This is a genomic window from Lyngbya sp. CCY1209, assembly GCF_055795065.1.
Genome location: NZ_JAYFER010000640.1, coordinates 21338 through 46220 on the forward strand (window position 1 = coordinate 21338; position 24883 = coordinate 46220).

Genomic DNA, 24883 nt, shown 5'->3' on the forward strand with positions numbered 1-24883 from the left:
TCAACAGAGATTACATCTCCCAGTTTGATGACTCAAAATATCGAAACAATAATTCATCACTTAATCGATCAGGTTCGAGCTCGAACCGGTCAAAATTTGACGGACATTCAAATCAAACTCCTGACAGAAATTCTCGGCGACCCTAACAAAACCTACGAACAAATTGCCCAGGATGCTTTCTATTCAGCCAGCTACATCAAGCGCTTTGTCGCCCCCCAACTGTGGAAACTGCTCTCCGAAGCCTGGGGGGAAAAAATTACCAAAGCCAATTTTATCGGCAAGTTAGACCGAGAAATTGAGAGTTCGATGCCACCCCGGAGCATCCTGGAACTGCCCTACGATGCCGTCCCCCTCAATTCGCCCTATTATATCGATCGCCCTCCCATCGAAACGGACTGTTATCGGGAAATCCTGAGCGACCACGCTTTGATTCGGATTACCGCCCCCAGGCATATGGGAAAAACGTCATTAATTTCCCGCATTGTCGCCCACGGAAAAGCCCACAATTATTATGGCGTTTGGCTGACTTTAAATCTCGCCGAGAGCGAATTATTTTTGAACCCGCCCCGTTTTTTTCGCTGGTTCTGCGCCAACCTCACCCGGCAGTTGCCGATTCCGTCCCAGTTGGATGACTATTGGGATGAGGATATCGGATATTTGATGAGTTGTACGTTCTATATGCGATCGCACGTCCTCGAAACTATCGATGCCCCTATCATTCTCGTCCTCGACGAAGTGAACGTGCTGTTCGATTACCTGAATTTGGCCCGCGATTTTTTTTCGATGTTGCGAGCTTGGCACGAAGAAAGCAAGGATGCGGAAATTTGGCAAAAATTGCGCTTGGTGATCAGCAACTCGACGGAAGTTTATGTCAACTTGGATGCCAACTGCTCCCCCTTCAATGTCGGAATGTCCGTCGTCCTCCCCCCTTTCAACGTCTCCCAAATTGACGACTTATCCCGGCGACACGGACTGAATTTGTCGGCGAATGAAATTGACGCGATCGCCCTCAAGTTGGGGGGGTTTCCCGCCCTGATTCGCCAGCTCTTTTACGAAATGGTTCGCCGGGAACTCTCCCGGTCAGCCGCCTTTAAAGATGCGGCGACGGAGAACGGAATTTTTAGCCGGGACTTGCAAGAAAAACTGGATAATTTGCAGCAGAATCCGGAGTTGGCGGAAACGTACCGAAATATCCTGCGCGATCGCGTTCCCCCCCTGTTGGAACAAAAGCAAATTTTTCAGCTCAAAAGTTTGGGGTTGATTCACTGGGACGGCCGGGCCGCGCGGGTCAGTTGCGACCTCTACCGACAATATTTTGGCGATCGCCTCTGAGGCTTCACGCGACGCGGAACACCGGCGTCTGGTAACATTTGACGCGATCGCCGGCGGTCCAATCTGGACTCAGACTGACGGTGGCATCCAATTTGATCCGGTTGAAATGGCACAGTCTCTCGACTTCTTCCGGTTCCAGATAAAAGACCTTGGATAAAGATACGACGGGAATTGTGAAGTTAAACTCCCGCTCAATTTTTGTCGATCCACGGGCGGCAATTTCGTCAAATTTATATTCTAAAAAGTTCAGTTTTTTGTAAATTGGGATCGGCGAAAACTGGTCGAAAATTATATCCCATGCCGAGGGGGCAATATTCAGTCTGAGTCGGGGAGTAACCCGCAGCCAATTTTTGGTTTCTGTTTCGGAAAAAATCACGGTATAAGAACCGGAAATTCGCATCCGATCTCGGATGGCTTCAGCCCGAAACAGGTTCAAGGTAATTTGAGCCATAGCGATAGACCCTCTAATACAGAAATGAGCGAACTGACTTCATTATTAAAAGAATCCCAAATTTTAGCAATGAGATAAAGTAGATAATCTCATCGTTGAAGTCGGCCGAAAATGTTTAGATTTCCTTTACAATGCCGGATCGACGGGGCAAAAATCCGACGGAGGCGAACCAATGCACATTTTTCTGCTTTTGTCAAGATGATAAGCAGGATAAGTTTGACTTCCGGGATAGATATAAAATAATTGCCGAGGCGATCGCGACGGTCCGCACCGATTCCCAGGTCCTTCCCGTCTCCCAACCAGCATACCCGAGAGATGCCACCCATTGGCGGCCGATCACCGAGTCCCGAAATCTGCGATCGACAACGAAAATTGAAGCGAAATTCGACTTATGACATTTGCCCGAGATTCCCGACAACACGCCCCCGCCACCGAACGCAACCGCCAACCCATTTTGGAAGTGCTCGATCGCGTCCTCCCGAGTACCGGAACCGTCCTGGAAGTCGCCAGCGGAACGGGACAACACGCCGTCTTTTTTGCCCCCCGCCTCAAACCCCGCCGCTGGCTGCCCTCGGACCCCCAACCGCTATTGCGAGACAGCATTCACGCATGGCAAAATCACGCCCCTGCGGACAACCTCTGTCCCCCCCTGGCGTTGGACGTGCAAGCCGATTCTTGGCCGGTGGAAGGGAGCGCGAGCCCCCCGGAACTCGCCCAATTTCCCATCACCGCCGTCGTCGCCATCAACCTGATTCACATTTCCCCCTGGTCCGCCTGCGAGGGGTTGATGGCCGGGTGCGATCGCATTCTCCCCCCCGGCGGCATTCTCTACCTTTACGGCCCCTACAAAATGGGCGGACAAAACACGGCGCCGAGCAACGAATCTTTCGATCGATACTTGCAAAGTTCCGATCCCCGTTGGGGCGTCCGGGATCTCGATGATGTTGTCAAATTGGCGAATTCCCACCATCTCAAATTGTTGGAAACCGTGGCGATGCCCGCCAATAATTTTTCCGTCGTTTTCGAGCGCTTCTGAATGAAGCATATTGGAATCGATTATAATAAAAATACTGCGCCGGAGGCCGCCATGACCCTTTCCCGAGACTTGGAAACCCCGCCACCTCAACCCGAACTCACCGAACCGGAGTGGGAAGCGATCGCATTTCCGCCGGGAGACTTGGAAAGCGAGGAACCGCCCTTGGAAAGTTATCTGCACTTACAACAATTATTGCTGCTGCTCAAATGCCTGGACTGGCTGTGGCAAGATCGCGACGATTATTTTGTCGCCGGGAATCTGACGATTTACTACAGTCCCGAACAGGTGAAAACGAAAGATTTTCGCGGGCCGGATTTCTTCCTGGTGCTGGATACGGAGCGGAAGCCCCGCAAAAGTTGGGTGGTGTGGGAAGAAGGGGGAATCTATCCCCACGTCATTATCGAACTGTTGTCGGACTCGACGGCGAGCCGCGATCGCAACGAAAAAAAGACAATTTACCAGAATATTTTTCGCACCCCGGAATATTTTTGGTTTTCCCCGGACAGTTTGGAATTGAAAGGGTTTTGTTTGTTGAACGGAAACTACGAACCGCTGCAACCGAACGATCGCGGACACCTGTGGAGCCATCAATTACAATTATTTCTGGGAATTCACGACAAGAAACTGAGATATTTTACCCCCGAAGGGGAATTGGTTCCGACGCCGGAAGAGGCGGCACGGGCCGAAAAATTGCAGCGAGAAACAGCCGAACGTCGGATATTGGAAAATGAAGAAGTGATTCGGACGACGCAGGCACAACTGGAAACTGAGCGGCAGCAAAAAGAACGGTTGGCGGCGAGGTTGCGGGAACTGGGAATCGATCCGGACGCCATGTAAATGCGGGTTTTCCGGAGATCCGGCAGGATGGCGAAATCGTCGCTTTCCGCGAAATTGACATTGACAAAAGTGACGGGATGTGATAGCCAAAAAACAGGCAACTGTTCAGGCAAACGGCAGGGGTGCGATCGCGATCTTTAATAGGGGCCCGGCAGTTCAGACCCCATTTTTCGGTAAAATAAATCCTTAACCATCAAAACCGGAAAAATAACCAGGTATAAAGCATGACTGCAACCACGCCGAAACCCGTCTCGTCGATTCCCGAATTCTGTCAGGGCATCCAGTATTTTGGCGAAACATTCCCCAGGTTGGAAACCTACGGTCAAACTCCGGCGATCGCGGAAGGAAAAACCGCCATTTCCGACCCCCGCGACCCCGCCGGCGTCTACCAGACCTTGCTCTACGCCGACGCCCTGCGCTACCTGATCCTGCAAGTCACCGGCAGCAAAGCCTCCGGACACCCCGGCGGTTTTGCCAGCCAAGCCGAAGCCTACGCCGCCCTGGTGATGCTGGGCTACAAAAACATCATCACCGAAGTCGGGCACCACGCCCCCGGTTTTTACAGCGCCGTCTTCCTCGATCGCTCCCTGGAGGACATGGAAATCTACACCGTCCAACAATTGCGCGATCGCTTCCGGGAAATGCACGGGCTCCTCGGCCACCTCTCCGGCTACATCCCCGGACTGCTCAACCCCGCCGGCCCCCTCGGCCAGGGCCAGCACTTCGCGATGTCCGCCGCCCTCCTGCACCGGGACAAACTCTTCCCCTTCACCCTCGGCGACGGCGGCATGGGCGAACCCTACCCCATGAGCAGCATGGCCCACTTCAACACCGCCTACCCCGACGTCACCAACTTCCTCCCCGTCCTGGTGTGGAACGGCTACAGCCAGGAACACCACAGCATGGTTTCCACCAAAACCAACGAGGAAATGATCGCCTATTGGAAAGGCAACGGCTTCGCCGAAGTCATCCTGGTGGACGCCAAAGACTTCGACGACCAAAACCAACCGGGCGATTACGTCGATAGCACGGCTTTCTCCCTGGACCGGCGGATGGCTTTCACCCAGGCCGTTTTGGAAGCCGCGGACAAAGCCGCCAAATCCGCCCTCGGCGGCACCCTGACGGTGTTCATCATCAAACAACTCAAGGGCGCCGGAGTCCACGCCCGGGGCGCCAAATCCCACAACCTCTATGCCGGAGATACCCTGGATAATCCCAACATTATCAAAACCCTCCAAGAACGGGCTCTCCCCATCCAAGCCTGGGAATTGGTCCGCAAAAACCTGGAACGGGCCGGCGGCGGGCCGGCTTCCAAAACCGTCGTCACCGAATTTGAGTATGCGATCGCCGATCTGGGGACTTTGCCTTTAGAAGAGTATACCGTCGGCGGCGATCCGAAAGTGGCGACCACCGCAATGGGTGAACTGGTCGCCCACGTCGGCCAGAAGGACCCCCACTTCGTCGTCACCAACGCCGACGGCAACGCCGCCTCCGGCATCAACAACATCAACCAAGCCCTGAAAATCATCCACCCCACCCCCGACGACCTCTACTTCCAGGGACCCCACGGGCAGGTTTACGAACCCCTCAGCGAGGATGCCTGCGCGGGACTGGCGGCAGGGTTGGCATTGATGGGCGCACGGACGCTGTGGTGTTCCTACGAATCCTTCGCCATCAACGGCCTGCCGATTTGGCAAACCGTCACCCAGGCGATGGCCGAACTGCGCCGCCCCACCCCCTCGACGATTACCCTGTTCACCGCCGGAGCCCTGGAACAGGGCCGCAACGGCTGGACCCACCAGCGACCGGAAATCGAGGCCTATTTCGCGGCGATGATGCGGAACGGCAACGTTTTCCCGGTGTTCCCCCCCGACGCCAACAGCATCCAAGTTTGTTACGAGTGGGCGCTGACGACCAAAAATAAGGGGATTACAATTACTGCCAGTAAGTCCCCCCTGCCCATCCGCACCACCTTTGAACAGACGCGCCAAGGGTTGCGGGACGGTGCCGTTATTTTGGAAGAGGTTTCCGGCGATAAAACGGTGGTGTTTGCCGTGCTTGGAGACATGACATTGATCCCGGTTTTTGAAGCGGCGGCTTACCTGGAAACTGAGGGCATCGGCACTCGGATTGTGTCCGTTATTAACCCCCGCCGCCTGTATCGTCCGAGCGATGTTGCTTGGAATACCTGCTCGGAAGCGGACGGCGATTTTATGAGTGATGAAGCCTTCGATAAATTGTTCGGCGGCGACGCCCTGATCGGGGTGACGGGCGGCGCCAGTTTAATGCTCGAACCGATCATGTTGCGGAGTTCTGTCAAGCGGGATACCTTCGCCTGGAAGCGGGGCGAAACGGCCTCCAGCGCGGGTCAGGTGATGGCGTTCAACGGTTTGACTGCCGAGGCTTTGACTAAGCGTGCGATCGAATTGGTTCACTAGGGTTTAAACCGGGCTGGTGGCGCCAAAGCGCAACAACGGGCGATCGTCTTGTTGTTGGGCTTTAGCCCCGGCCGGGTGCTAGAATTGGGAGGATGCGATCGCACTCAATCAAACCCATGTCGCAAACTTTAGTTGATATTGGCAGTTTGATCACCAGCAATCCGGACATCCAAGGGGGGCGTCCGATTATCTCGGGAACCGGAACTTCCGTTCAGCGAATCGTCGCCCTCTACAAGCAAGGTTACGGGGCTGATGAAATTGTCGCCGACAAGGATTATTTAACATTGGCGCAGGTTGATGCGGCGTTGGCTTACTACTACGCCAATCAGCGAGTTATTGACGGAGTCCGGGGGGGATTCTCCGCCCATTGCCCAGGTAAAATCCCCCTAAATCCCCCTTTGAAAGGGGGACTTTGAGAGCCATTCTCCCCCCTTCTGCAAGAACTTTGAGAGCCATTCTCCCCCCTTCTGCAAGAACTTTCAAACCCATTCTCCCCCCTTTCAAAGGGGGGCTGGGGGGGATGGAGTCCGGGGGGGATTTTCCGCCCATTGCCCAGGTAAAATCCCCCTAAATCCCCCTTTGAAAGGGGGACTTTGAGAGCCCTTCTCGCCCCTTTCAAAGGGAGACTTTGAGAGCCCTTCTCCCCCCTTCTGCAAGAACTTTGAAACCCATTCTCCCCCCTTTCAAAGGGGGGCTGGGGGGGATGGGGCTGGGGGGGATTCTTCTATCCTTATCCCGGCGGGTTGTTTAACTCAAACCCAGCCAAGCGAGCAGTCCCTGTCCGGTGAAATATTCGATCGCCAATGTGATGACAAATCCCACCATCGCCGCCCGACCGTTCAGGCGTTCGGCATAATAATTAAATCCGAATTTCGGTTCTTCCAAATTGGGAGTCGTCGTCGGTTGAGGGACTTCTGTGGTCATGGGATAGTGATTCCTTACTCTACGGTGCTCAGTCTCAATTTTAACGGTTTTCGTCCGCGATCGCGACCCGTTACCCCCTACAACAGGCCGCACTCTCGCAACCGTTCCGTCATCATCTCCAAATGCTGCCACCACTTGCCACCCCCCATCACCCAACTGCGGGTGGGGAGGTGGCCGGCGGGGGCTCGGAGGCGGTAGTCGAAACCCGTCGTCGGGTTGTGGGGAATGTAGGTCAGCCAACCGACGCGATCGCAAAATTTTCCGTAATCTTCCCCGACTTCCCCAAAAATCTCGGCTTGGACGCTGAATCCGAACCGACCTCGACTGTATTTCACCCACAGGCCATCGATCGTCTCTAAATCCGGCCCGGGTAATTGTTTCAGGTCGGTGGGGTGCAGGTAGGGCCGTCCCCCCCTTCCCAGGGCCCGACACAGCACCACCCAGGTTTCCCGGTCCGCCTCCCGCCACCTATGACTCGCCAAAAGTTGCCGCAGATCCCGATAATCGACCCCCCGTTCCGATGCCAGGATGTCATTTTTGGGAAGTTGGCCACCACCCGGAATCAGTTTCCCCAATATCCCCGACAAACTGTTATTTTGCCTAGGGGTAGACATTTTCGATTTGGGTTTGGGTTTGGGTTTGGGTGCGATCGCTTCTAAAACTGCTTGTGCCGAGGGATAGCGGCCGCGGATCTGATTGTTGACCAACCCGTCGAGAATCGTTCCCAAGTGGGGGCTGACGGCGCGATCGGCGGTTAAAAAATCCCGCCAAACCCATTTTTCCCGCACCGGATCGTACAATTGCCAGGGGGAAATTCCGGTGAGTAAATACAGGCAAGTTGCCCCCAAACTGTAGAGGTCACTGGCTGGAAAAACTCGCCCCCGCGTTTGTTCCGGCGCCATAAATTCCGGACTGCCGACGACGGTTCCGGTGTTGCTGAGGGCGGTGGCCGTCAGCAGTTTTGCCACCCCAAAATCGATCAAAACGATCGCGCCAGATTGGGTAGATTTTGACTTCGATTTGGAAACGCTTTTCGGCTGCGGCGGGGGCGGTGAGGGAATCCGGGGGCGATCGCGAATTCCGGCGCTGGTGCGGGTTTCCCCGGCTGTGTCCGGACTGTTAAAACGGGCGGGGGGAGGCGGGATCGGGGGGGCGAGAGAGTGGCGGATCAGGTTGGCGGGTTTGATATCCCGGTGGATGATATTGCGATCGTGGATAAACTGGAGCACCGGCAGTAATTCTCGCAATAATTGCCAAATTTGTTCTTCATCAAATACCCCGTCCCGTTGGAATTCCTGCCATAGGGTTTTTCCGGGGATATATTCCTGGACTAAAAATAACAGTTGATGTTCATCGAAGTGGGCGAGGAGTTTGGGGATTTGCGGGTGTTCCCCCAAACAGTCCAGACGCACCGCCTCTTGGTGAAATAATTTGACGGCGCGATCGTAGCTTTCATCCCGTTCGGGGAAATCGAACTCTTTGATCACGCAATTCGGACGGGACGGAATTTGTTCGTCGATCGCCAAAAATGTCCGACCGAACCCCCCCTGACCGATGGGTTGTACCGGGCGATAGCGATTTTGCAGTCGCAACGAAAAACCGCAACTCTGGCAGTATTTGGCAGTGTCAGAATTGTGAGGTTGCAGGCATCGGGGGTTGATACAGTAACTCATCTGCCAAGCGCCGGTCAAACCGTCATCATCAGTTTATCATGAAAATCATTCAATATTCAAGACATAAAAGCATTGATTTCCGCTCAAATTTCATCGGTGGGGGCTACCTTACAGGGTTGCCTCCCAAACCGATCGCGTCTAAATTTCCAAATCGCTGCGGTTGCGAACTAAATCTTCTGTCAAAGTCGCCAACTTTTTCAAATCCCCTTCCAGTTCCCGCGCCCGCTGCTTGTAGATCAGTTTCCGGTTCAGGGCTGACCGCGCCAAATCTTCTCGGTTTCGCCTCATCGCCTCCGCCGCCACCCGATGCCAATCTTTCATCTCATTTAAGGCGTCTTGATACTGGGGTTGGATGTCATCCCAGGCGGTTTTGATATCGGCTAAAGCGCCGTTCAAAAGACCCGATAAATTTTGCGATCGCGCCTCTCCCAACGCCTGGGCGATCGGTTCATTTAACGTATCGACATTGATTTGGCTGAGGACGGGGATAAAATTGCGAATTTGGCGGCTGTCGCTGACCCCCGTGATGCACCAAGTTGCGAAGTGTTCGCAGTTGTTAAATAATAGGTTATATTTGCGTTCTCCCAGCCGACTTTCAGCCCGCCGGATCGTCGTATCGGCAATGTAGCGGAATGGATAGGATCGGATGTAAATTCTTTGGCCCCGGCCGAAGGTTTCCAGGCTAGTCCGTTCGATCGTCTCGCTGGGCTTGCGGTAGTGGATGGCTGTACCGTCGCCGCAGTCGATGCCGTGGTGCTCGTACACCCCATCCATATTCCAGAATTCCCGATATGCATAAATTTGATCGCCTCGCGCCATACTCCTCTCCTGGCAGGTCGGGTTCCTTTAGTTTAACCCCAAGTGTCCGGGATGGCATTAAAAAAATGGGGTGTGCATCGATCGCCAACTTGGAAGACTGTACAGTTTCGGGCAATTGTCATATAATTGAATTGGGACTTTCGTATCAAAAATTTAAAAAGTTGACGTCACGTTTATTTTTTTGAACTTCATGGCCACCGAATCTCAATTCCCAATCGCTGGCGATGCCCGTTTGAGCTGACCGAAGAGCCGGACAAGCCGAGATAGACCCGACAGACCATCGGTTGATCATCAAAAATGTCGAGGCGAGAGATCGGGGTGCCGATCGCCCGTTTTTCACTGTATTACCGAAAAATGGAGGAGAACCATCATGCCCTCTGATACACCACCCAGGCGGACGATTCTGGCAGTGGATGATAGTGTTTCCATGCAAGAGATCGTCAAACAGACCCTCAGAAGCACCTACAAGGTCATGGTCGCCAACAATACGGTCGAAGCGTTGGCGTTCTTACACCACGAGTCCATCGACTTGCTGTTGTTGGACGTATCGATGCCGGGGGTCAATGGTTTAGAATTGTGTCGAATTATCCGGCGATCGCCCCACTTGCGCGATTTGCCGATTATCATGTTGACAGCACGAGATTCGATGTACGACAAAATCGAAGGACGTTTAGCGGGTGCAACGGAATATTTGACCAAGCCTTTCGATGCCACACACCTGAAAGAAGTGGTTCAAAAAATACTCGCCGTGACGGCAGAAGTCCGGTGAATTTCACCCTAAAATTAGGAGAACGGAAACCATGAGTACGGTCTTAGTTGTTGATGATGTAGAAACCGAATTGGCACTAATCAGCGGTATTTTAAAAGAGTCGGGATTCCAAGTCCGCCAAGCCAGCGACGGGGACGAAGCGATCGCCCAAATTCAAGACCAGCCGCCGGATCTGGTCGTTTTGGACGTGATCATGCCCCGCATGAACGGATTTGAAGTGATCCGGGAGTTGAGAAGCAATCCCAAAACCGAACATTTACCCGTGGTTTTTTGCACCCAAAAAGATACCGCAATTGACCGCACCTGGGGAACGGAATTGGGGGCCGATGCCTACCTAGGAAAACCCTTTGAATCCCAACAGTTGATCGAAATGATTCGGCGTCTGTTGGTGTGACCCATTCGGAAATGATTTCCCCAACGCCCAACCCGCGATCGGTTCCTTCAGAAGCCAGACGGAAATATCTCAGTTTCCGCCAAGATCGCAGCCGATTTGCGATCGCCCTGACCTCCGTCCGGGAAGTCCTATTTTTGAGCAAACAGCAAATTACACCCGTCCCCAATACTCAACCCTTTTTGCTGGGATTGACGAACCTGCGGGGGGAGATTTTATCCGTGGCAGATTTCGGCATTTTCCTGGGCTTAAAACCCGTAGATTCCACCCAGGAAGAGAGTCGAATTTTGGTGGTGGAAGCCCCCGATCCCCGAGATTTGACCCTCCCCATGATGCGGGTAGGTTTGGCGATATCCCGCGTCGAAGGAGTGGTTTCTCTCAACCCCGATAAAATCAGTTCAGCCGCAGATGCCAGCGCCGAAATCGTCCCCTTTTTACAGGGTTTGTACAATCACCAGGGTGATCTATTAACCATCGTCGATATCGAGGCGATCGCCCACTGTCCCCGCTGGTAAAAATGAAGGTTCCGAATGGGAGGGTAACTGACAATCGAACGTCGATCATCAATTGCCTTTCCCCGACTCCCGACTCCCGACTCCCGACTCCCGCTTCTTCTTGGCTGTCAACGAGAAAAATTGGATATGGAAGAAAACTTAACTCAGTGGTTGTCCGGACCATTCATCCCCCACGGCCACTGCTACCTGTGGAAAACGCCCCTCGTCGCGTTGCACGTCATATCGGACGGTTTGATCGCCCTCGCCTACTTTTCCATTCCCCTGTTATTGATTTATTTCGTTTGGAAACGGAAAGACCTGTCCTTCGGCGGAATTCTACTGCTATTCGGGGCATTTATTATCTCCTGCGGCCTGACGCACCTGATGTCAATTTGGACGCTGTGGCATCCCGATTACTGGGTTTCCGGTACGATAAAAGCCAGTTGTGCCCTCATTTCCGTCTATACCGCCTTCGAGATGGTGCCATTTATACCCCGGGCGATCGCCTTCACCAGCCCCGAAGAACTCGAAGCCGTCAATCAAACCTTACAACAGCAAATTCAAGAGCGAAAAAACGCCGAAGAAAAAATCGAAGCCGAACGCCAACGGCTGTTTTCATTACTCGACGCCCTCCCCGCTTTTATCTCCCTGCAAGCCCCCGATTATTCGGTTCGATTTTTAAACAAAACCGCCCGGGAAGAATTCGGAGAAAGCGCCGATACGCCTGACGGCACGCTGCGCGATCGCAAATGCCACGAAGTCCTCGCCGCCAGTCCCCAACCCTGCCCCGAATGCCAGACCTTCGAGGTATTCAAAACCCAACAACCGGCGGTGTGGCAGTGGGAAAACCCCAAAAATCGGCGCACCTATGACATTTACGCCTATCCCTTCACCGACATCGACGGACAGCAGTTGGTGATCGAAATGGGGATCGACGTGAGCGATCGCATCGCCGCAGAAACCCAACGGCGGGAAGCCCTGTTGGAAGTGGAGCGATCGCAACGCCTCCTCCGCACCGTCATCGACACCACCCCCGATTTAATCTTCGTCAAAGACCGCAACTTCCGCTATCTTTTAGCCAACCAAAGTTTTGCCACCGCCCTCAATACCACCCCCGAAGAAATGGTCGGGAAAGACGATCTCGAAGTCGGTTTTCCCAAACCGCTGATTTTCGGAGATCCCGAACAGGAAATTGTCGGATTTCGCCCAGATGATGAAACCGTCTTGCGGCAGGGGCAATCCCTCCGCAACTCCGACGATTATGCCACCTTCGCCGACGGTTCGGAACATATTTTCGACACCCAAAAACTGCCCCTGCGGGACGAAAACGGGGACATCTTTGCCGTCTTGGGATTTTCCCGGGACGTGACCGCCGCCAAAGCCGCCGAAAAAAACCTCAAAGAAGAGCGACAACGACTCTTCAGCATCCTCGACGGTATCCCCGCCTTTCTGTACCTACAGGCGCCGGACTATTCCGTGCGATTTGCCAACCGCCAATTTCGGGAACAGTTCGGCGAGGCCGGCGATCGCCCCTGCTACGAAGTCGTAGCCGATCGCGACCAACCCTGTGAAACCTGCCCCACCTTCCGGGTATTTGAAACCCAACAATCCCAAAATTGGGAATGGCACGACGAAAGGAGCGGCAAAACCCATCAAATTTACGACTACCCCTTCACCGACACCGACGGAACTTTACTCGTCGTCGAAATGGGGATCGATATCAGCGATCGCAAACAGGCCGAAGAAAACCTCGAAAAAATCGCCGCCGAACGGAAGGCCGAAGCCGAATCCCTCACCGAACAAGTCCTCAAACTCCTCGGCGAAATCAAAGGTGCCGCCCAAGGCGATCTCACCGTCAAAGCCGAAGTCACCAACGACGTCCTCGGCGCCGTCGCCGACTCCTTCAACTACCTCGTCAGCGAACTGCGGAAAGTCGTCAACGGCATCCAGCAACTCGCCCAACAAGTCACCCAAACCGCCGGAGAATCCATCGCCAGCACCGACGAACTGGCCCGCCGCGCCCGCACCCAAGCCCAACAACTCGAAGAGGCCCTGCGGAAAGTCGAGCGGATGGTCAACTCCATCAAAGATGTCTCCGACGCAGCCCAACGGGCCGAACAGGTCGCCCGGGAATCCGCCCAAACCGCCGAAGCCGGGGGGGTGGCCGTCGATCGCGCCGTGGAAGGCATCGACGAACTGCGCCGCACCATCGCCGACACCGCCAAAATGATGAAACGCCTGGGGGAATCCTCCCAGCAAATCGGCAAAATCGTCACCTCCATCTCCCAAATCGCCGCCCAAACCAACCTCCTGGCCCTCAACGCCACCATCGAAGCGGCCCGGGCGGGGGAACAGGGGCTCGGCTTCGCCGTCGTCGCCGAGGAAGTCCGCAAACTGGCCGAACGTTCCAGCGGTGCCACGGAGGAAATTTCCGAAATTGTCGGCACCATCCAAACCGAAATCGGCCGGGTGATGCAGGCGATGGAAACCGGCACCCAGGAAGTCGTCGAAGGCACCGAACTCGCCGCCCAGGCCAAAACCCACCTGGTGGACATCATCCGCGTCAGCCGCGAGATGAATGCCCTGATTGAAAATATCACCCGGGCCAGCAATAAACAGGTCGCCTTCGCCGAGGAAATTTCGAGTACCATGACGGAGGTGAACCAAATCGCCGACACCACCGCCCACAACGCCGAAGACGTGACCACCACCCTCAACGGGCTCTCCGTTGCGGTCGGCAAATTGCAGAAATCTGTCGCCAAGTTTCAAAGTTAATTAGAATGGGGAAATAAATTGATAATTATCAATTATCAATTATCAATTATCAATTATTTCCCCCCGACTCCCGACTCCCGACTCCCGACTCCCCATAAAAAATGGATGACTTCAGCCACCTAATCGGAACCTTTATTGCCGAAAGCCGAGATTTTCTCCAGTCGATGGAGGAAAATTTGTTGGCGATGGAGGAAGATGAGACACTCGAAGATCGAGAAAAGCGGGTGCAGCAGTTGTTTCGGGCGGCACACTCGATTAAGGGGGCGGCTTTGATGTTCGGGTTGGAAACCGTTGCCGATGTCGCCCATACTTTGGAGGATTGTTTTGGGATTTTGCGCGATCGCGCCGACCTCACTTCCCTGAATCCGGATACGATCACCGACTTGTTGAACGGGGTCGATCGCCTCAAAGAGTTGGTGGAAAAAACGAGCCGCAATGAACCCATCGCGGCCGCTGAAATCGCCAGTATTTCACCGATAAAAACTCGCCTGCAAGAGCGATATGGGAGCAACCAACCGCCCGAACGAAGCCAAAGCGATTCACCCATTTCCGCCGATATTATTCGCACCATTTTCGATACGGAACTGCCCCCCCTCCTCGATCGCCTGGAAGCGGAACTGTCTCAAGTCACGGCCGAAACCCAGGCGAAAACCCTCGCCCAACTCAACGAAATTTACTATCAACTTTCGGGGATGGGGGCGATGTTGGAATTGCCGGAATTTTCCCGACTAGCCGAACCCCTGCGGGAACTGATCGACTCCCCGGAACTTTCCCCGGAATCCTTGCAAAAACGGGGGTGGGCGATCGCCGAGTCCCTGGGAACCGCCCGGGACCGGGTGTTGGAGGGCAAACCCATCACCGGGGCAATTGCACCCGCAGAAACACCGCCCGAACCGGTGCTGGAAAAAACGGCCCCGCCCCCGACCCAAAATTGGCAGCGTCCCACCATCCGCGTGGATTTGGAACACCTGACGGAATTGGTGAATTTGGTGGGGGAATTGGTCATCCACCGCACCCATTTGGAAGTGCAACAGGCCCAAGTGCGATCGGAAGCCAAACGCATCCGCCGCAACCTGTTCGAGTTGAATCAATTCGGGGGAGAATTGCGGGATGAGTACGATCGCCTCAGTATTCATCCCCAGGTCAAATCGCGATCGCGCAGCCACCTATCGCGCCCCACCTTCGACCCCCTCGAACTCGACCGCTACACCGAATTCCACAGCACCGCCCAATCGGTAATCGAAACCACGGATGCGATCGCCCGATCCAGCGCCCGCATCGACGAACTCTCCATCGGACTCGATGCCAACACCGAACAGATCCGCCGCATCACCGACCAACTGCGATCGCGGGTTTACAATTTGCGGGTGGTTCCCTTCAGCCGCTGCGTCGATCACCTGCCCCGGGCGCTGCGGGATCTCTGCCGCGCCCACGATAAAGATGTCAACCTCCTGCTGTTGGGACGGGAAACCAAAATCGACGAAAGCCTCGTCGATGCCCTCCGCGATCCCCTCGTGCAACTCCTCCGCAACGCCTTCGACCACGGCATCGAACCCCCCGAGGAACGTCGCAAAACCGGCAAACCCGCCAGCGGCCAGATCGAAATTGCCGCCGGCCACCAGGGGGGGCAAACCGTCGTCAGCGTCGCCGATGACGGCCGGGGCATCGACCCGGAGGCGATCCGCAAAAAAGCGATCGCCAACGGCATGGTTGCCGCCGAACAGGCGACGGACCTGTCCCTGGCTGACCTTTACGAATTCCTGTTCGCCCCCGGTTTCAGCACCGCATCCACGGCCACCCAGCTATCCGGTCGCGGGGTGGGACTCGATGTCGTCCGCACCAATTTGCGGAAGGTGCGGGGGTCGATTAAAGTCGATTCTCGGCCCGGAAAGGGGACCCGTTTTATTCTCAAACTGCCCTTGATGCTGTCCATCGCCAGCGCCCTGTTGGTGCGGGTGGACCACAACACCGTTGCCCTGCCCCTGGATGCTGTCGAGGAAATTTTGCATCTCGAAGCCCACCAGATTCAGATGGCGGGAAATCAGCCGATGTTGCCTTGGCGGGGGGAATTTATCCGCCTCGTCCGTTTGCAGGAGTTGCTGCACTATAGCCTCCCGAACCCCGACGGGCCGTCCCCCGACCCCCTCAACCAAGATTACATCCCGGTTTTGGTCGTCGCGTCGGCCGAGGGCATTTTGGCGATCGCGATCGAGCGGCTGGTGGGCCAGCAGGAGATCGTCGTCAAACCCCTGCCCTCGCCCCTGTCCAAACCTCCGGGGATCGTCGGCAGTACAATTTTAGGAGACGGCAACGTGGTGATGATTCTGGACGTTGACGACCTGATCGCCCAGGTCAACCCCGCCACCGCCGGGACGACCGTGGCGGTGCAGGAACGGGCCGCCCCGACTGCCACCAGCGCCAACGGACGGGCCGCCCCCACCATTTTGGTCGTGGACGATTCCTATACGATCCGGCAATTGCTCTCGGTTCTGCTTAAACGCGCCCATTATCGCGTGTTCATGGCAAAAGACGGGCAGGAAGCCCTGGATCAATTGCAGGGGGGGATCGAGTGCGATTTGGTGATCGCGGATATCGAAATGCCCAAAATCGACGGGTTTGAACTGTTGCGAACCCTGAAATCTCAGCCGGTTTTCCGAGATCTTCCCGTCGCCATGCTTACCTCTCGCAGCGGCATGAAACACCGACAACTGGCGATTAGTTTGGGTGCATCCGAGTATTTTACCAAGCCGTACAACGAAAACCAATTATTGGAGGCGATCGCGACCCTGGTCAATCATTGATAATTGATAATTGTCAATTTTCCCCACACCCTACACCCTACACCCTAAACATGACTCACCTGCACCGCTTCGGTGTCCCGAAGGCTCGGCAGCGCACCCCCACCCAAAAATTGATCGCCTTCGAGTTGGAGGGAGAATGTTACGCCCTCCCCATCGCCCGGGTGGTGCGGGTTCTGCACGAATTTAAAGTTTACGGTACCTTCAATCGTGGCCGGGGTTTGATTAAGTACCAGGGCGAGACGATTCCCCTCATCGATCTGGGCGTTCTCCTCCTCGATCGCGATCGGCCCCAAGTATACCATTACTCGATCATTTGTACGCCGGAAGAAACTCAATGTTCTGTTACAAATTTTTCCGAGTCTATCCGTCATAATAAAAAAGAAGATGCCTCGGAGCGATTTCAATATATTGCCATTCCGATACCGGAGTTGCCGAGGGTGTTAGACGTTCCCGAATCCCAATTTTCAGACGTTCCCGATTCCTATCGCCAGGGAAATCTGGGGTCGGTCATTGAAAAACTCATTCATCCTTCCGAAGATGACCTATTCTTTTATCTCAACTTAGAACAGCTTTTAAAACGAATTGAGGTTTAGTGAGAATGCCCCCCAAACGAAACCCGAAAGCAAACCCGGCAATTCTCGACCGCGACATGATGGATGATTGCCGACACATTCGCTCCGTCGTTGCCGACATTCCGGGGGTTATTTTTCAATATGTCATCTCGGCGGACGGTGACGGTGAATTTACCTACATCAGCCCCGGATTCTCGGAGATTTACGAGATCGAAGCGATCGATAAAAAACGTCTGTTCGAGTTGATTTGGGGGGTTGATGACGGGGAAAATTCTGCCGATATTATTTCTCCAAGTCGATCCTATCAGCGACAGTGGCAATACGTCAATCCCGGCGGTCAAATCAAATTGTTATTAACCCGAGCTCGACCCAAAAAAGGAGAAAAAAATGAAATTGTTTGGAATGGGACGGTTGTGGAATTGGCGGGCGATCGCACCCTGGAATTGAACGATCAATATAATGCTGATTTCCTTCATAACGGTCAATATTTATTTGATAAAACACTCGGTTATAATCCGGACGAATTCTTGAAACCGAGCCGGCGAAAACTCCTGATTGCGGTCCAAAAGCGAATCAGCGAATGGCTGAAAAATCGCCGGGAAATTGCCCGACTGTTCGATCACATTATCGATCTGGTCGCCATCCTCAACCCGGAGGGAAAAATTAAGTTTCTCAACCCGGCTTGGGAAAGGGCGATCGGACGGGATTTGAATGAGTTGATAGACGGTCAATTTTCCGAACTCGTCCCTGATGAAGATCGAGATCGAGTATTGGCAGAGTTTGAAAATTTAAAACGGGGAAATATCGCCACATTTGACACCCAATTTTTGAGTCAAAACGGGGCAAAAAAGTGGATGTCTTGGACGTTCGTTCCGGTTCTGGATTTCGATGCCATCTATGGTGTCGGTCGGGATATTACGGAAAATAAAGCGATCGAGCAAAAGTTGCGGGAAAACGAGGAACGGTTCCGCACCGTGGCGGATTTTACCTATGATTGGGAATACTGGATCGATCCCGACGGAAAAATGCGGTACGTCTCCCCGTCATGCGATCGCATCACCGGATATCCGGCCGCAGCATTTTTAGCCAATCCGACGCTTTTGGAACAGATTATTTTTGCGGACGATCGCGATCGGGTACTTGCCCATTTGAATGGAGAATCGACTGAGGATGAAGGGGTAGAATTTGATTTCCGAATTGTCACCCGCGACGACAAAATTCGCTGGATTGGTCATATTTGCCGGCCGATTTACGACGTGGCGGGACGGTATCGGGGGCGGCGGGCCAGCAACCGAGATATCACCGAACGGAAGGAAACCGAAAAGGCGACGATGCGGCTGACCCGGGACTTGGAAATGGCCCAGCATATCGCCCACGTCGGCAACTGGGAATATAACGTCGCCACCCAAGAAATTAACTGGTCCGAGGAACTGTTCCATATTTTCGGTTTGGCGGAAACAAAAACAAGTCCGACCTTTAAAAAATTGATCGAACTCATTCATCCCGAAGATCGAGAGATGTGGCTGCAGAAAGTCGAACGAGCGTTGTCAGAAGGAGTCTCCTACGAAATCGACCATCGAATTATTCGGCCCGACGGGGAAATCCGCTACATTCACGGCCGGGGCGAAGTGGTTCGGAACGAAGCCGGACAGGTTTTGCGGCTGTTTGAAACGGCGATGGATATCACCGATCGCAAAACGGCGGAAATCGATTTACGCGATCGCGAACAGTTCCTCAGCAGCATCTACGACGGCATCGAACAGGCGATTTTTGTGATTGATTTAACTCCCGACAATGATTTTCGTTATGTGAGTTGGAACCCGGCAAGCGAACGAATTACCGGGATCAAATCCGAGCAGATCCGAGGCAAAACCCCCGCAGATATTTTCGACCCTGAATATGCCGAAATTTTTCGATACCACTACCAAGATTGTATTGATCGAGGGACATCTGTCTGTTATGAAGAAACGGTCAATTGGAATAACAAGGAAATTTTTGTCCTCACCACCCTCAATCCAATTTTTGATGAATCCGGGCGGATGTATCGGATCGTCGGTACTTCCTTCGATATCAACGATCGCAAAAAAATGGAAAATAATTTGAGGCGATCGGAGACTCAACTGCGGGAGCTTGCCGAACGGGAAACCCTGCAAAATTTCATCACCGATTTAATTCGCAATTCCCTCGACCCCGACACGGTATTGCTGACCACAGTTTTGGAAATTCGCCGTATTTTGGATATCGATCGCACCTACTTTGTCTGGTATCGAACCGACTCAGAACCCCCGGAATGGGAAGTCCGCAAAGAAGCCAAAATCGATAGCTTGCCCAGCATCACCGAACTCTATCCCGGCGACGCCCTGCACCCGGTCAGCCCATATGTTTTGGCTGGAGAACCCATCCAAATTGATGATATCATCACCTGTACGACCCCGGCGATCCGCAATTTTTTCCTCGTCCTGGAATTTAATTCGGTGTTGATTTTACCCATCCAAACCCAGCAGCAAAAAAAAGGTGCGTTGGTGTTGGCACACTGCCAGGACATCCGCCCTTGGACGAAAAGCGAAGTGGAATTGTTGGAGGCGATCGCCAATCAGTTGGTTATCGCTTTGAACCAAGCCGAATTGTATACGGAAACCCAAGAAGCCGCCCGGATTGCCCGGGCGCAAACGGAAGCCCTCGAAAAAACCCTGCACCAACTCCAACAGGCTCAGGTGCAGTTGGTTCAATCCGAAAAAATGTCGAGTCTCGGACAGATGGTGGCGGGGTTAGCCCACGAAATTAACAACCCCGTCAGTTTCATCTACGGCAACATCACCCACGCCCAAGAATATACCCAAGATTTGGTCGGGTTGATCGAACTGTATCAAAAACACTATTCCGAACCCGACCCGGACATAGAAGACGAAATTGAGGCGATCGACCTGGAGTTTTTAATCGAAGATTATCCCCGGATTTACAAATCCATGAAAACCGGAGCCGATCGCATCCGAGATATCGTCAAATCCCTGCGGACCTTCGCCCGACTCGACGAATCGGAGGTCAAAGATATCGACCTGCACGACAACATCGACAGCACCCTGACGATCCTGGAAACCCGTTTGAAAGAAAAACCCAAACACCCGGCGATTCAAATTCAAAAGCAGTACGGAGAATTACCCCGCATCGAATGTTACGCCGGACAATTGAATCAGGTTTTGCTGAATTTGTTCAATAACGCCATCGACGCCATCCACGACCGCGATCGCGATCGGTCCCTCGAAGCGATCGTTTCCGACCCGAGCTGTATTTGGATCAGCACCATACTCACGGAAGCCAAAACCGTCCAAATTCGGATCGCCGACAACGGCGTCGGCATGAGTCCCAAGACGGTGGCCAAAATCTTCGATCCCTTTTATACGACCAAGCCCGTCGGTGCGGGGACGGGTCTGGGCCTGTCCACCAGCTACCAGATTATCGTGGAAAAGCACGGGGGTACCCTGCGCTGCGTCTCCCAGGAGGGGGTCGGAACCGAGTTCGCGATCGAAATTCCCCTCACCCTCCCCCGTCCGCCCGCAGAATCGCGCTGACATTTCCCGGCGGCGACCCCCCACCCAAACGCCTCAAACCCTCACGATATCAAGCTTTTTCGCCCTTTCCGCTCCCCCACATGGGGGCCGGTGGCGGGGGACTCGCGACGGAAAACTGATGGGAAACCGGGGTCTGACAGGAAGACAGGGAACAGGAAGCGGTAGAATAGTTCAGAGTGTGACAGATTCGGGAAATTGACCGACCCCTCCCCACCGGAGGGGAAGAGGATTTGTCCGAACTATTTAAGTCAATTGCACCTTAAAAAGAGCTGAAACTGATCGATCTGTCACAGTTTGTGGGTGAATAGCTCGGTATTGTTAAGGGAGAAATCGCGAATGTACAGTCCAATTGGAACTGGTGTTGCCATGAAGACGGGGGCCGCCGGCCGTGTCTTCGTATTTGAAGTGGAGGGAATGCGTCAGGGGCAAAACACTGACAACTTCAACTATCCCATTCGTCGCAGCGGCACGGTCTATCTGACCGTTCCCTACGAACGCATGAATCAGGAGATGCGCCGGATTTCCCGGATGGGAGCTAGGATTGTCAATATCTTCCCGGCGGGGGAAGCGCCTCCGAGTGCGAGTCAGGCAGCACCAGAGAACGGACAGAAGAGCCAATCATCTGGAACTAAAAGCAAACCCATGACTCATGCGAAATCTGCAACGGATATTCCCGTTAATATTTACAAACCCAAAAACCCATATATTGGCAAATGCTTGTCCAACGAAGAGTTGGTGAAGGAAGGGGGAAGCGGGACTGTTCGTCACTTGATTTTTGATATCGGGGGCGGCGACCTGCGCTACCTCGAAGGTCAGAGTATTGGGATCATTCCTCCGGGTACCGACGACAAAGGCAAACCCCATAAATTGAGACTGTATTCGATCGCCTCGACCCGCCACGGCGACAATGAAGACGACAAGACGGTTTCTTTGTGCGTCCGCCAGTTGGAGTACCAACACCCCGAAACCGGGGAGACGGTCTACGGCGTTTGTTCGACTTACCTATGCAACCTGGAACCCGGGGCGGATGTCGCCATCACCGGACCGGTGGGTAAGGAAATGCTGCTTCCCGATGACGAGAATGCCACCATCATCATGATGGCAACGGGAACCGGGATCGCGCCCTTCCGCGCCTTCCTGTGGCGGATGTTCAAGGAAAAGCACGAAGATTACCAGTTCAAAGGCTTGGCTTGGCTGTTCTTCGGTGTCCCCTACACCCCCAACATCCTTTATCAAGAGGAACTCGAAGCCTTGCAGCGTGAGTTCCCCGAGAACTTCCGCCTCACCTACGCCATCAGTCGGGAACAGCAGAATTCCGAAGGCGGCAAGATGTACATCCAACATCGGATTCAAGAAAATGCCGATGAATTGTGGCAGTTGATCCAGAAACCCAACACCCACAGTTATATTTGTGGTTTGAAGGGAATGGAAGGCGGCATCGACGAAGGGATGTCCAACGCGGCTGGCAAGTTCGATGTCGATTGGTCCGAGTATCGGCGCCAACTGAAGAAAGAAAAGCGCTGGCACGTCGAAACCTACTAAGGTTTGAACTCGGCACATTTTTCGGGCGCGGCGAAAGGGCCGCGCCTTTATTTTTTGTGGAAGACAAGAGGGCGCAAGCCCGGGGCCCCTACCTAGCTCAAATCATCTGCTGAAGATGATTGGGGAGTTGGGCGGATAATTGTCAATCCTTCCCGACTCCTGAGTCCCTAATACCGACTTCTGCAGCCGCGATCGCGGCTTTGGCCCGATCCCACAACGCATCAAGTTCGGCTAAAGTGTAGTCAGATAGGGGGCGATCGCAGGCCGCTTCTACCATGGCAAATCGGCGGATGAATTTGTGGTTGGTTTCCCGCAACGCTTCGTGGGGATCGATATCATACCACCGGGCTAAATTGACTAAAACAAATAGGATATCGCCCAATTCCCCTTGTTGGCTGGCTTTATCTTCGTGACGGAGGGCCTGTTCAAATTCGCCGACTTCCTCATGGAATTTATCCCAAACCCCCTCGGCATTATCCCACTCGAAACCCACCGCCGCCGTCTTTTTGGAGAGCTTCATCGCCGCCATCAGGGGGGGGAGTTGGCGGGCATAACGGCTCAGTTTTCCACTCAAGGACTGCACTTCCGGGGTATCGCCGTTTTCGGTATCTTTAATTTGCTCCCAGTTTTGGCGGACTTCCTCGACGCTATCGACGGTGACATCTCCGAAGACGTGGGGGTGGCGGCGGATCAGCTTTTCGGTGATGCGGGAGGCGACGTCGGCGAGGGAGAATTGATGGGATTCGCTGGCAATTTGGGCCTGTAAAACCACTTGTAGCAGCAAATCGCCCAGTTCGTCCGCGATCGCATCCGGGTTCCCGGTGGCGATCGCATCCACGACTTCATAGGCTTCTTCGATGACGTAGGGGGTGAGGCTTTGGGGGGTTTGGGCGAGATCCCACGGACAGCCCCCATCGGGCGATCGCAGTTGGGCGACCACATCGATCAATTCCTGCAGGGCTTTCAGGGTGTCGGGTGAGTTGGTAGACTCGGACATGGTGTTGAGTGTGAGTAATTGCTTTTTTAGGATAAGATAATCGAAAATTTTTCCGATTCCCCACTCCCGACTCCCGACTCCCTACTCCCGACTCTTCTTCGAGGAGCGTCGGGTCGTTTTTTTGGCCGAACCCGACGGGGAGGCGGAACGGGAACGGCGGGAGGTGGAGGTTTTGCGCTTTTTTGGGGGGGCGGGTCGGGGGAAAAATTGAGATACCCCCTTGGTTTGCAGGCGTTTGTAGGCGGACGACCCCCAGTCACTCAAATAGTGGCTCATCGCCCCGAGTTCCAAACCGGAGAAAATGGCGATCGCTTCGATGTGGTGTTCGGCCAGCGATCGCACCCCGTCTTTTGCCCAACTCGAAACGTCCCATTCCACCTGTAGCAGAAAATTGGCTGCGATCGCCACCAGAATCGCAAAAATCGCCAGCCAAGTCCCGAGGTAGAGCACCCGCAAAGCCGTGCCGATAAACGGGCCGTGGGAGAGAAATGATCGGTGTCGCAGGCTGTTTTGGTAGGGTTGCCACATCCACCGCAACCACCCCCACCGCTGGAATTGGCGGGAGTCGATGTCGAGATCCGGACCGAACATCAGGCCCCCGAACAGAAAGCTGGCAGACACCAGTAAGGTCAAATGGCTGCTGCGGGTCTGTCCGAACGTCAACCCCGCCACCAGTGGCAAGCTCCAGAGAGTAATGCGATCGTGGGTTTTGCCGGAGGGCATTGGCTGGGGGTGCGAAAAATTGTTTCCTTATTTTACAGGTTGCTGGTACAATGGAGAACAGCGCAAAACTGGGGCGATTAGCTCAGTGGTAGAGCGCCTGCCTTACAAGCAGGATGTCACTGGTTCAAATCCAGTATCGCCCATTTGTGGGAAAATACCCACTCTGACTCGATTCTACACAGTGACATACTGCTGGTAAGGCAGGCGCTACACTCTTTTTGCACTCAATACATACCTAGCACACTGGCCAACGAGTGTAAACCCAGTGATTTTTTAGTCAACTAGCACATACCCTGTATTCTGTCAAATCAAGTATTCACTCTCTCTCCCCAAGTCGGGCGATCGCATATTCTGCAAAACCACATTGGTAAAACCAATGTGGTAACAGGAAACCTGTATCACCCTGTACCTGTTGCCTATGTTTTGTACAGCGCGCTGTACAAAATGTTCGTCGCGTCTAACAGTTTTTTTTGACCGATGTCAGGAGTTACTTACGGAATGGGACGATAGCTTGAAAGCCCTGCGGCTTTAGCCCAGGGATGAAAAGCAACGGCGGCTTGAGCCGCATTCTTACGCCAGATATGCTAGTATAAGGAAATGATTGTACTTGAGTTCAAAGCACGGGTAAAGCCTGCCCAGGCTACCGCTATAAACGAGGCGATAGTGCGATTCGTTTGGGAATGAAATAAGGCTGAAATGCCTGAAATAACCTCCCAGTAAGGCTTCCATCCCCTTGGATG

At 53.9% G+C, this 24883-nt stretch carries 19 protein-coding genes and 1 tRNA gene; 14 read left to right on the forward strand and 6 right to left on the reverse strand.

What is annotated here, in order from left to right; translation table 11 throughout:
• The first annotated feature begins 27 nt into the window (after window positions 1–27).
• Window positions 28–1332, forward strand: a complete 1305-nt coding sequence (locus tag AC0QHF_RS25635; protein ID WP_473113744.1) for an AAA-like domain-containing protein — start codon at window positions 28–30, stop codon at window positions 1330–1332.
• Between the two features lie 4 nt (window positions 1333–1336).
• Here the strand turns inward: AC0QHF_RS25635 and AC0QHF_RS25640 are convergent, their stop codons facing one another.
• Entirely contained in the window at window positions 1337–1783 is a 447-nt protein-coding gene (locus tag AC0QHF_RS25640) for a hypothetical protein (protein ID WP_324707111.1), read from the reverse strand.
• 391 nt (window positions 1784–2174) lie between these two features.
• Between AC0QHF_RS25640 and AC0QHF_RS25645 the strand changes: the two genes are divergently transcribed.
• The 4 genes from AC0QHF_RS25645 (at window position 2175) to AC0QHF_RS25660 (ending at window position 6510) form a co-directional block, all read left to right on the forward strand.
• Entirely contained in the window at window positions 2175–2819 is a 645-nt protein-coding gene (locus AC0QHF_RS25645) for a DUF938 domain-containing protein (protein ID WP_324707112.1), read from the forward strand.
• Window positions 2820–2870: 51 nt separating this feature from the next.
• Window positions 2871–3656 carry a Uma2 family endonuclease gene (locus AC0QHF_RS25650; RefSeq protein ID WP_324707128.1) on the forward strand — a complete coding sequence of 262 codons (786 nt, stop codon included), beginning with the start codon at window positions 2871–2873 and terminating at the stop codon, window positions 3654–3656.
• 224 nt (window positions 3657–3880) lie between these two features.
• A complete protein-coding gene (locus AC0QHF_RS25655) occupies window positions 3881–6094 on the forward strand; it encodes a phosphoketolase family protein (protein WP_324707113.1) in 2214 nt (737 codons plus the stop codon).
• A gap of 116 nt (window positions 6095–6210) precedes the next feature.
• Window positions 6211–6510 (forward strand): DUF433 domain-containing protein, encoded by a 300-nt coding sequence (locus AC0QHF_RS25660; RefSeq protein WP_324707114.1) that lies wholly within the window; start codon window positions 6211–6213, stop codon window positions 6508–6510.
• A 331-nt stretch (window positions 6511–6841) separates the two neighbouring features.
• Here AC0QHF_RS25660 and AC0QHF_RS25665 read toward each other — a convergent pair whose 3' ends face one another.
• The 3 genes from AC0QHF_RS25665 to AC0QHF_RS25675 all read right to left on the reverse strand — a co-directional run bounded on the left by AC0QHF_RS25665 (window position 6842) and on the right by AC0QHF_RS25675 (window position 9510).
• Window positions 6842–7018 (reverse strand): hypothetical protein, encoded by a 177-nt coding sequence (locus AC0QHF_RS25665; RefSeq protein WP_324707115.1) that lies wholly within the window; start codon window positions 7016–7018, stop codon window positions 6842–6844.
• A 77-nt stretch (window positions 7019–7095) separates the two neighbouring features.
• Window positions 7096–8691: a serine/threonine-protein kinase gene (locus AC0QHF_RS25670; protein WP_324707116.1), complete on the reverse strand. Its 1596-nt coding sequence runs from the start codon at window positions 8689–8691 to the stop codon at window positions 7096–7098.
• A 138-nt stretch (window positions 8692–8829) separates the two neighbouring features.
• Window positions 8830–9510, reverse strand: a complete 681-nt coding sequence (locus AC0QHF_RS25675) for a lecithin retinol acyltransferase family protein (protein WP_324707117.1) — start codon at window positions 9508–9510, stop codon at window positions 8830–8832.
• Between the two features lie 370 nt (window positions 9511–9880).
• On the opposite strand from AC0QHF_RS25675, the gene AC0QHF_RS25680 reads away from it, so the two are divergent.
• The 8 genes from AC0QHF_RS25680 (at window position 9881) to petH (ending at window position 22423) form a co-directional block, all read left to right on the forward strand.
• Complete coding sequence (locus AC0QHF_RS25680; RefSeq protein ID WP_324707118.1) at window positions 9881–10279, forward strand: response regulator; 399 nt, start codon at window positions 9881–9883, stop codon at window positions 10277–10279.
• A gap of 31 nt (window positions 10280–10310) precedes the next feature.
• Window positions 10311–10673: a response regulator transcription factor gene (locus AC0QHF_RS25685; protein ID WP_324707119.1), complete on the forward strand. Its 363-nt coding sequence runs from the start codon at window positions 10311–10313 to the stop codon at window positions 10671–10673.
• An 11-nt stretch (window positions 10674–10684) separates the two neighbouring features.
• Window positions 10685–11185 (forward strand): chemotaxis protein CheW, encoded by a 501-nt coding sequence (locus AC0QHF_RS25690; protein ID WP_324707120.1) that lies wholly within the window; start codon window positions 10685–10687, stop codon window positions 11183–11185.
• A gap of 126 nt (window positions 11186–11311) precedes the next feature.
• The gene (locus AC0QHF_RS25695) at window positions 11312–13939 is read left to right on the forward strand and encodes a methyl-accepting chemotaxis protein (RefSeq protein WP_324707121.1); all 2628 of its coding nucleotides are present in this window, start codon (window positions 11312–11314) and stop codon (window positions 13937–13939) included.
• Window positions 13940–14040: 101 nt separating this feature from the next.
• Window positions 14041–16740 carry a hybrid sensor histidine kinase/response regulator gene (locus AC0QHF_RS25700; RefSeq protein ID WP_324707122.1) on the forward strand — a complete coding sequence of 900 codons (2700 nt, stop codon included), beginning with the start codon at window positions 14041–14043 and terminating at the stop codon, window positions 16738–16740.
• Between the two features lie 50 nt (window positions 16741–16790).
• On the forward strand, window positions 16791–17333 hold the full coding sequence (locus AC0QHF_RS25705) for a chemotaxis protein CheW (protein WP_324707123.1): 543 nt from the start codon (window positions 16791–16793) through the stop codon (window positions 17331–17333).
• 5 nt (window positions 17334–17338) lie between these two features.
• Complete coding sequence (locus AC0QHF_RS25710) at window positions 17339–20881, forward strand: PAS domain S-box protein (RefSeq protein ID WP_324707124.1); 3543 nt, start codon at window positions 17339–17341, stop codon at window positions 20879–20881.
• Between the two features lie 336 nt (window positions 20882–21217).
• Window positions 21218–22423: a ferredoxin--NADP reductase gene (gene petH / locus AC0QHF_RS25715; RefSeq protein ID WP_324707125.1), complete on the forward strand. Its 1206-nt coding sequence runs from the start codon at window positions 21218–21220 to the stop codon at window positions 22421–22423.
• Window positions 22424–22565: 142 nt separating this feature from the next.
• Here the strand turns inward: petH and mazG are convergent, their stop codons facing one another.
• Together mazG and AC0QHF_RS25725 are read right to left on the reverse strand one after the other, a co-directional pair.
• The gene (gene mazG, locus AC0QHF_RS25720) at window positions 22566–23420 is read right to left on the reverse strand and encodes a nucleoside triphosphate pyrophosphohydrolase (protein ID WP_324707126.1); all 855 of its coding nucleotides are present in this window, start codon (window positions 23418–23420) and stop codon (window positions 22566–22568) included.
• Between the two features lie 81 nt (window positions 23421–23501).
• The gene (locus AC0QHF_RS25725; protein WP_324707127.1) at window positions 23502–24143 is read right to left on the reverse strand and encodes a metal-binding protein; all 642 of its coding nucleotides are present in this window, start codon (window positions 24141–24143) and stop codon (window positions 23502–23504) included.
• Between the two features lie 71 nt (window positions 24144–24214).
• Between AC0QHF_RS25725 and AC0QHF_RS25730 the strand changes: the two genes are divergently transcribed.
• A tRNA-Val gene (locus AC0QHF_RS25730) sits at window positions 24215–24286 on the forward strand.
• The last annotated feature ends 597 nt before the right edge of the window (window positions 24287–24883 follow it).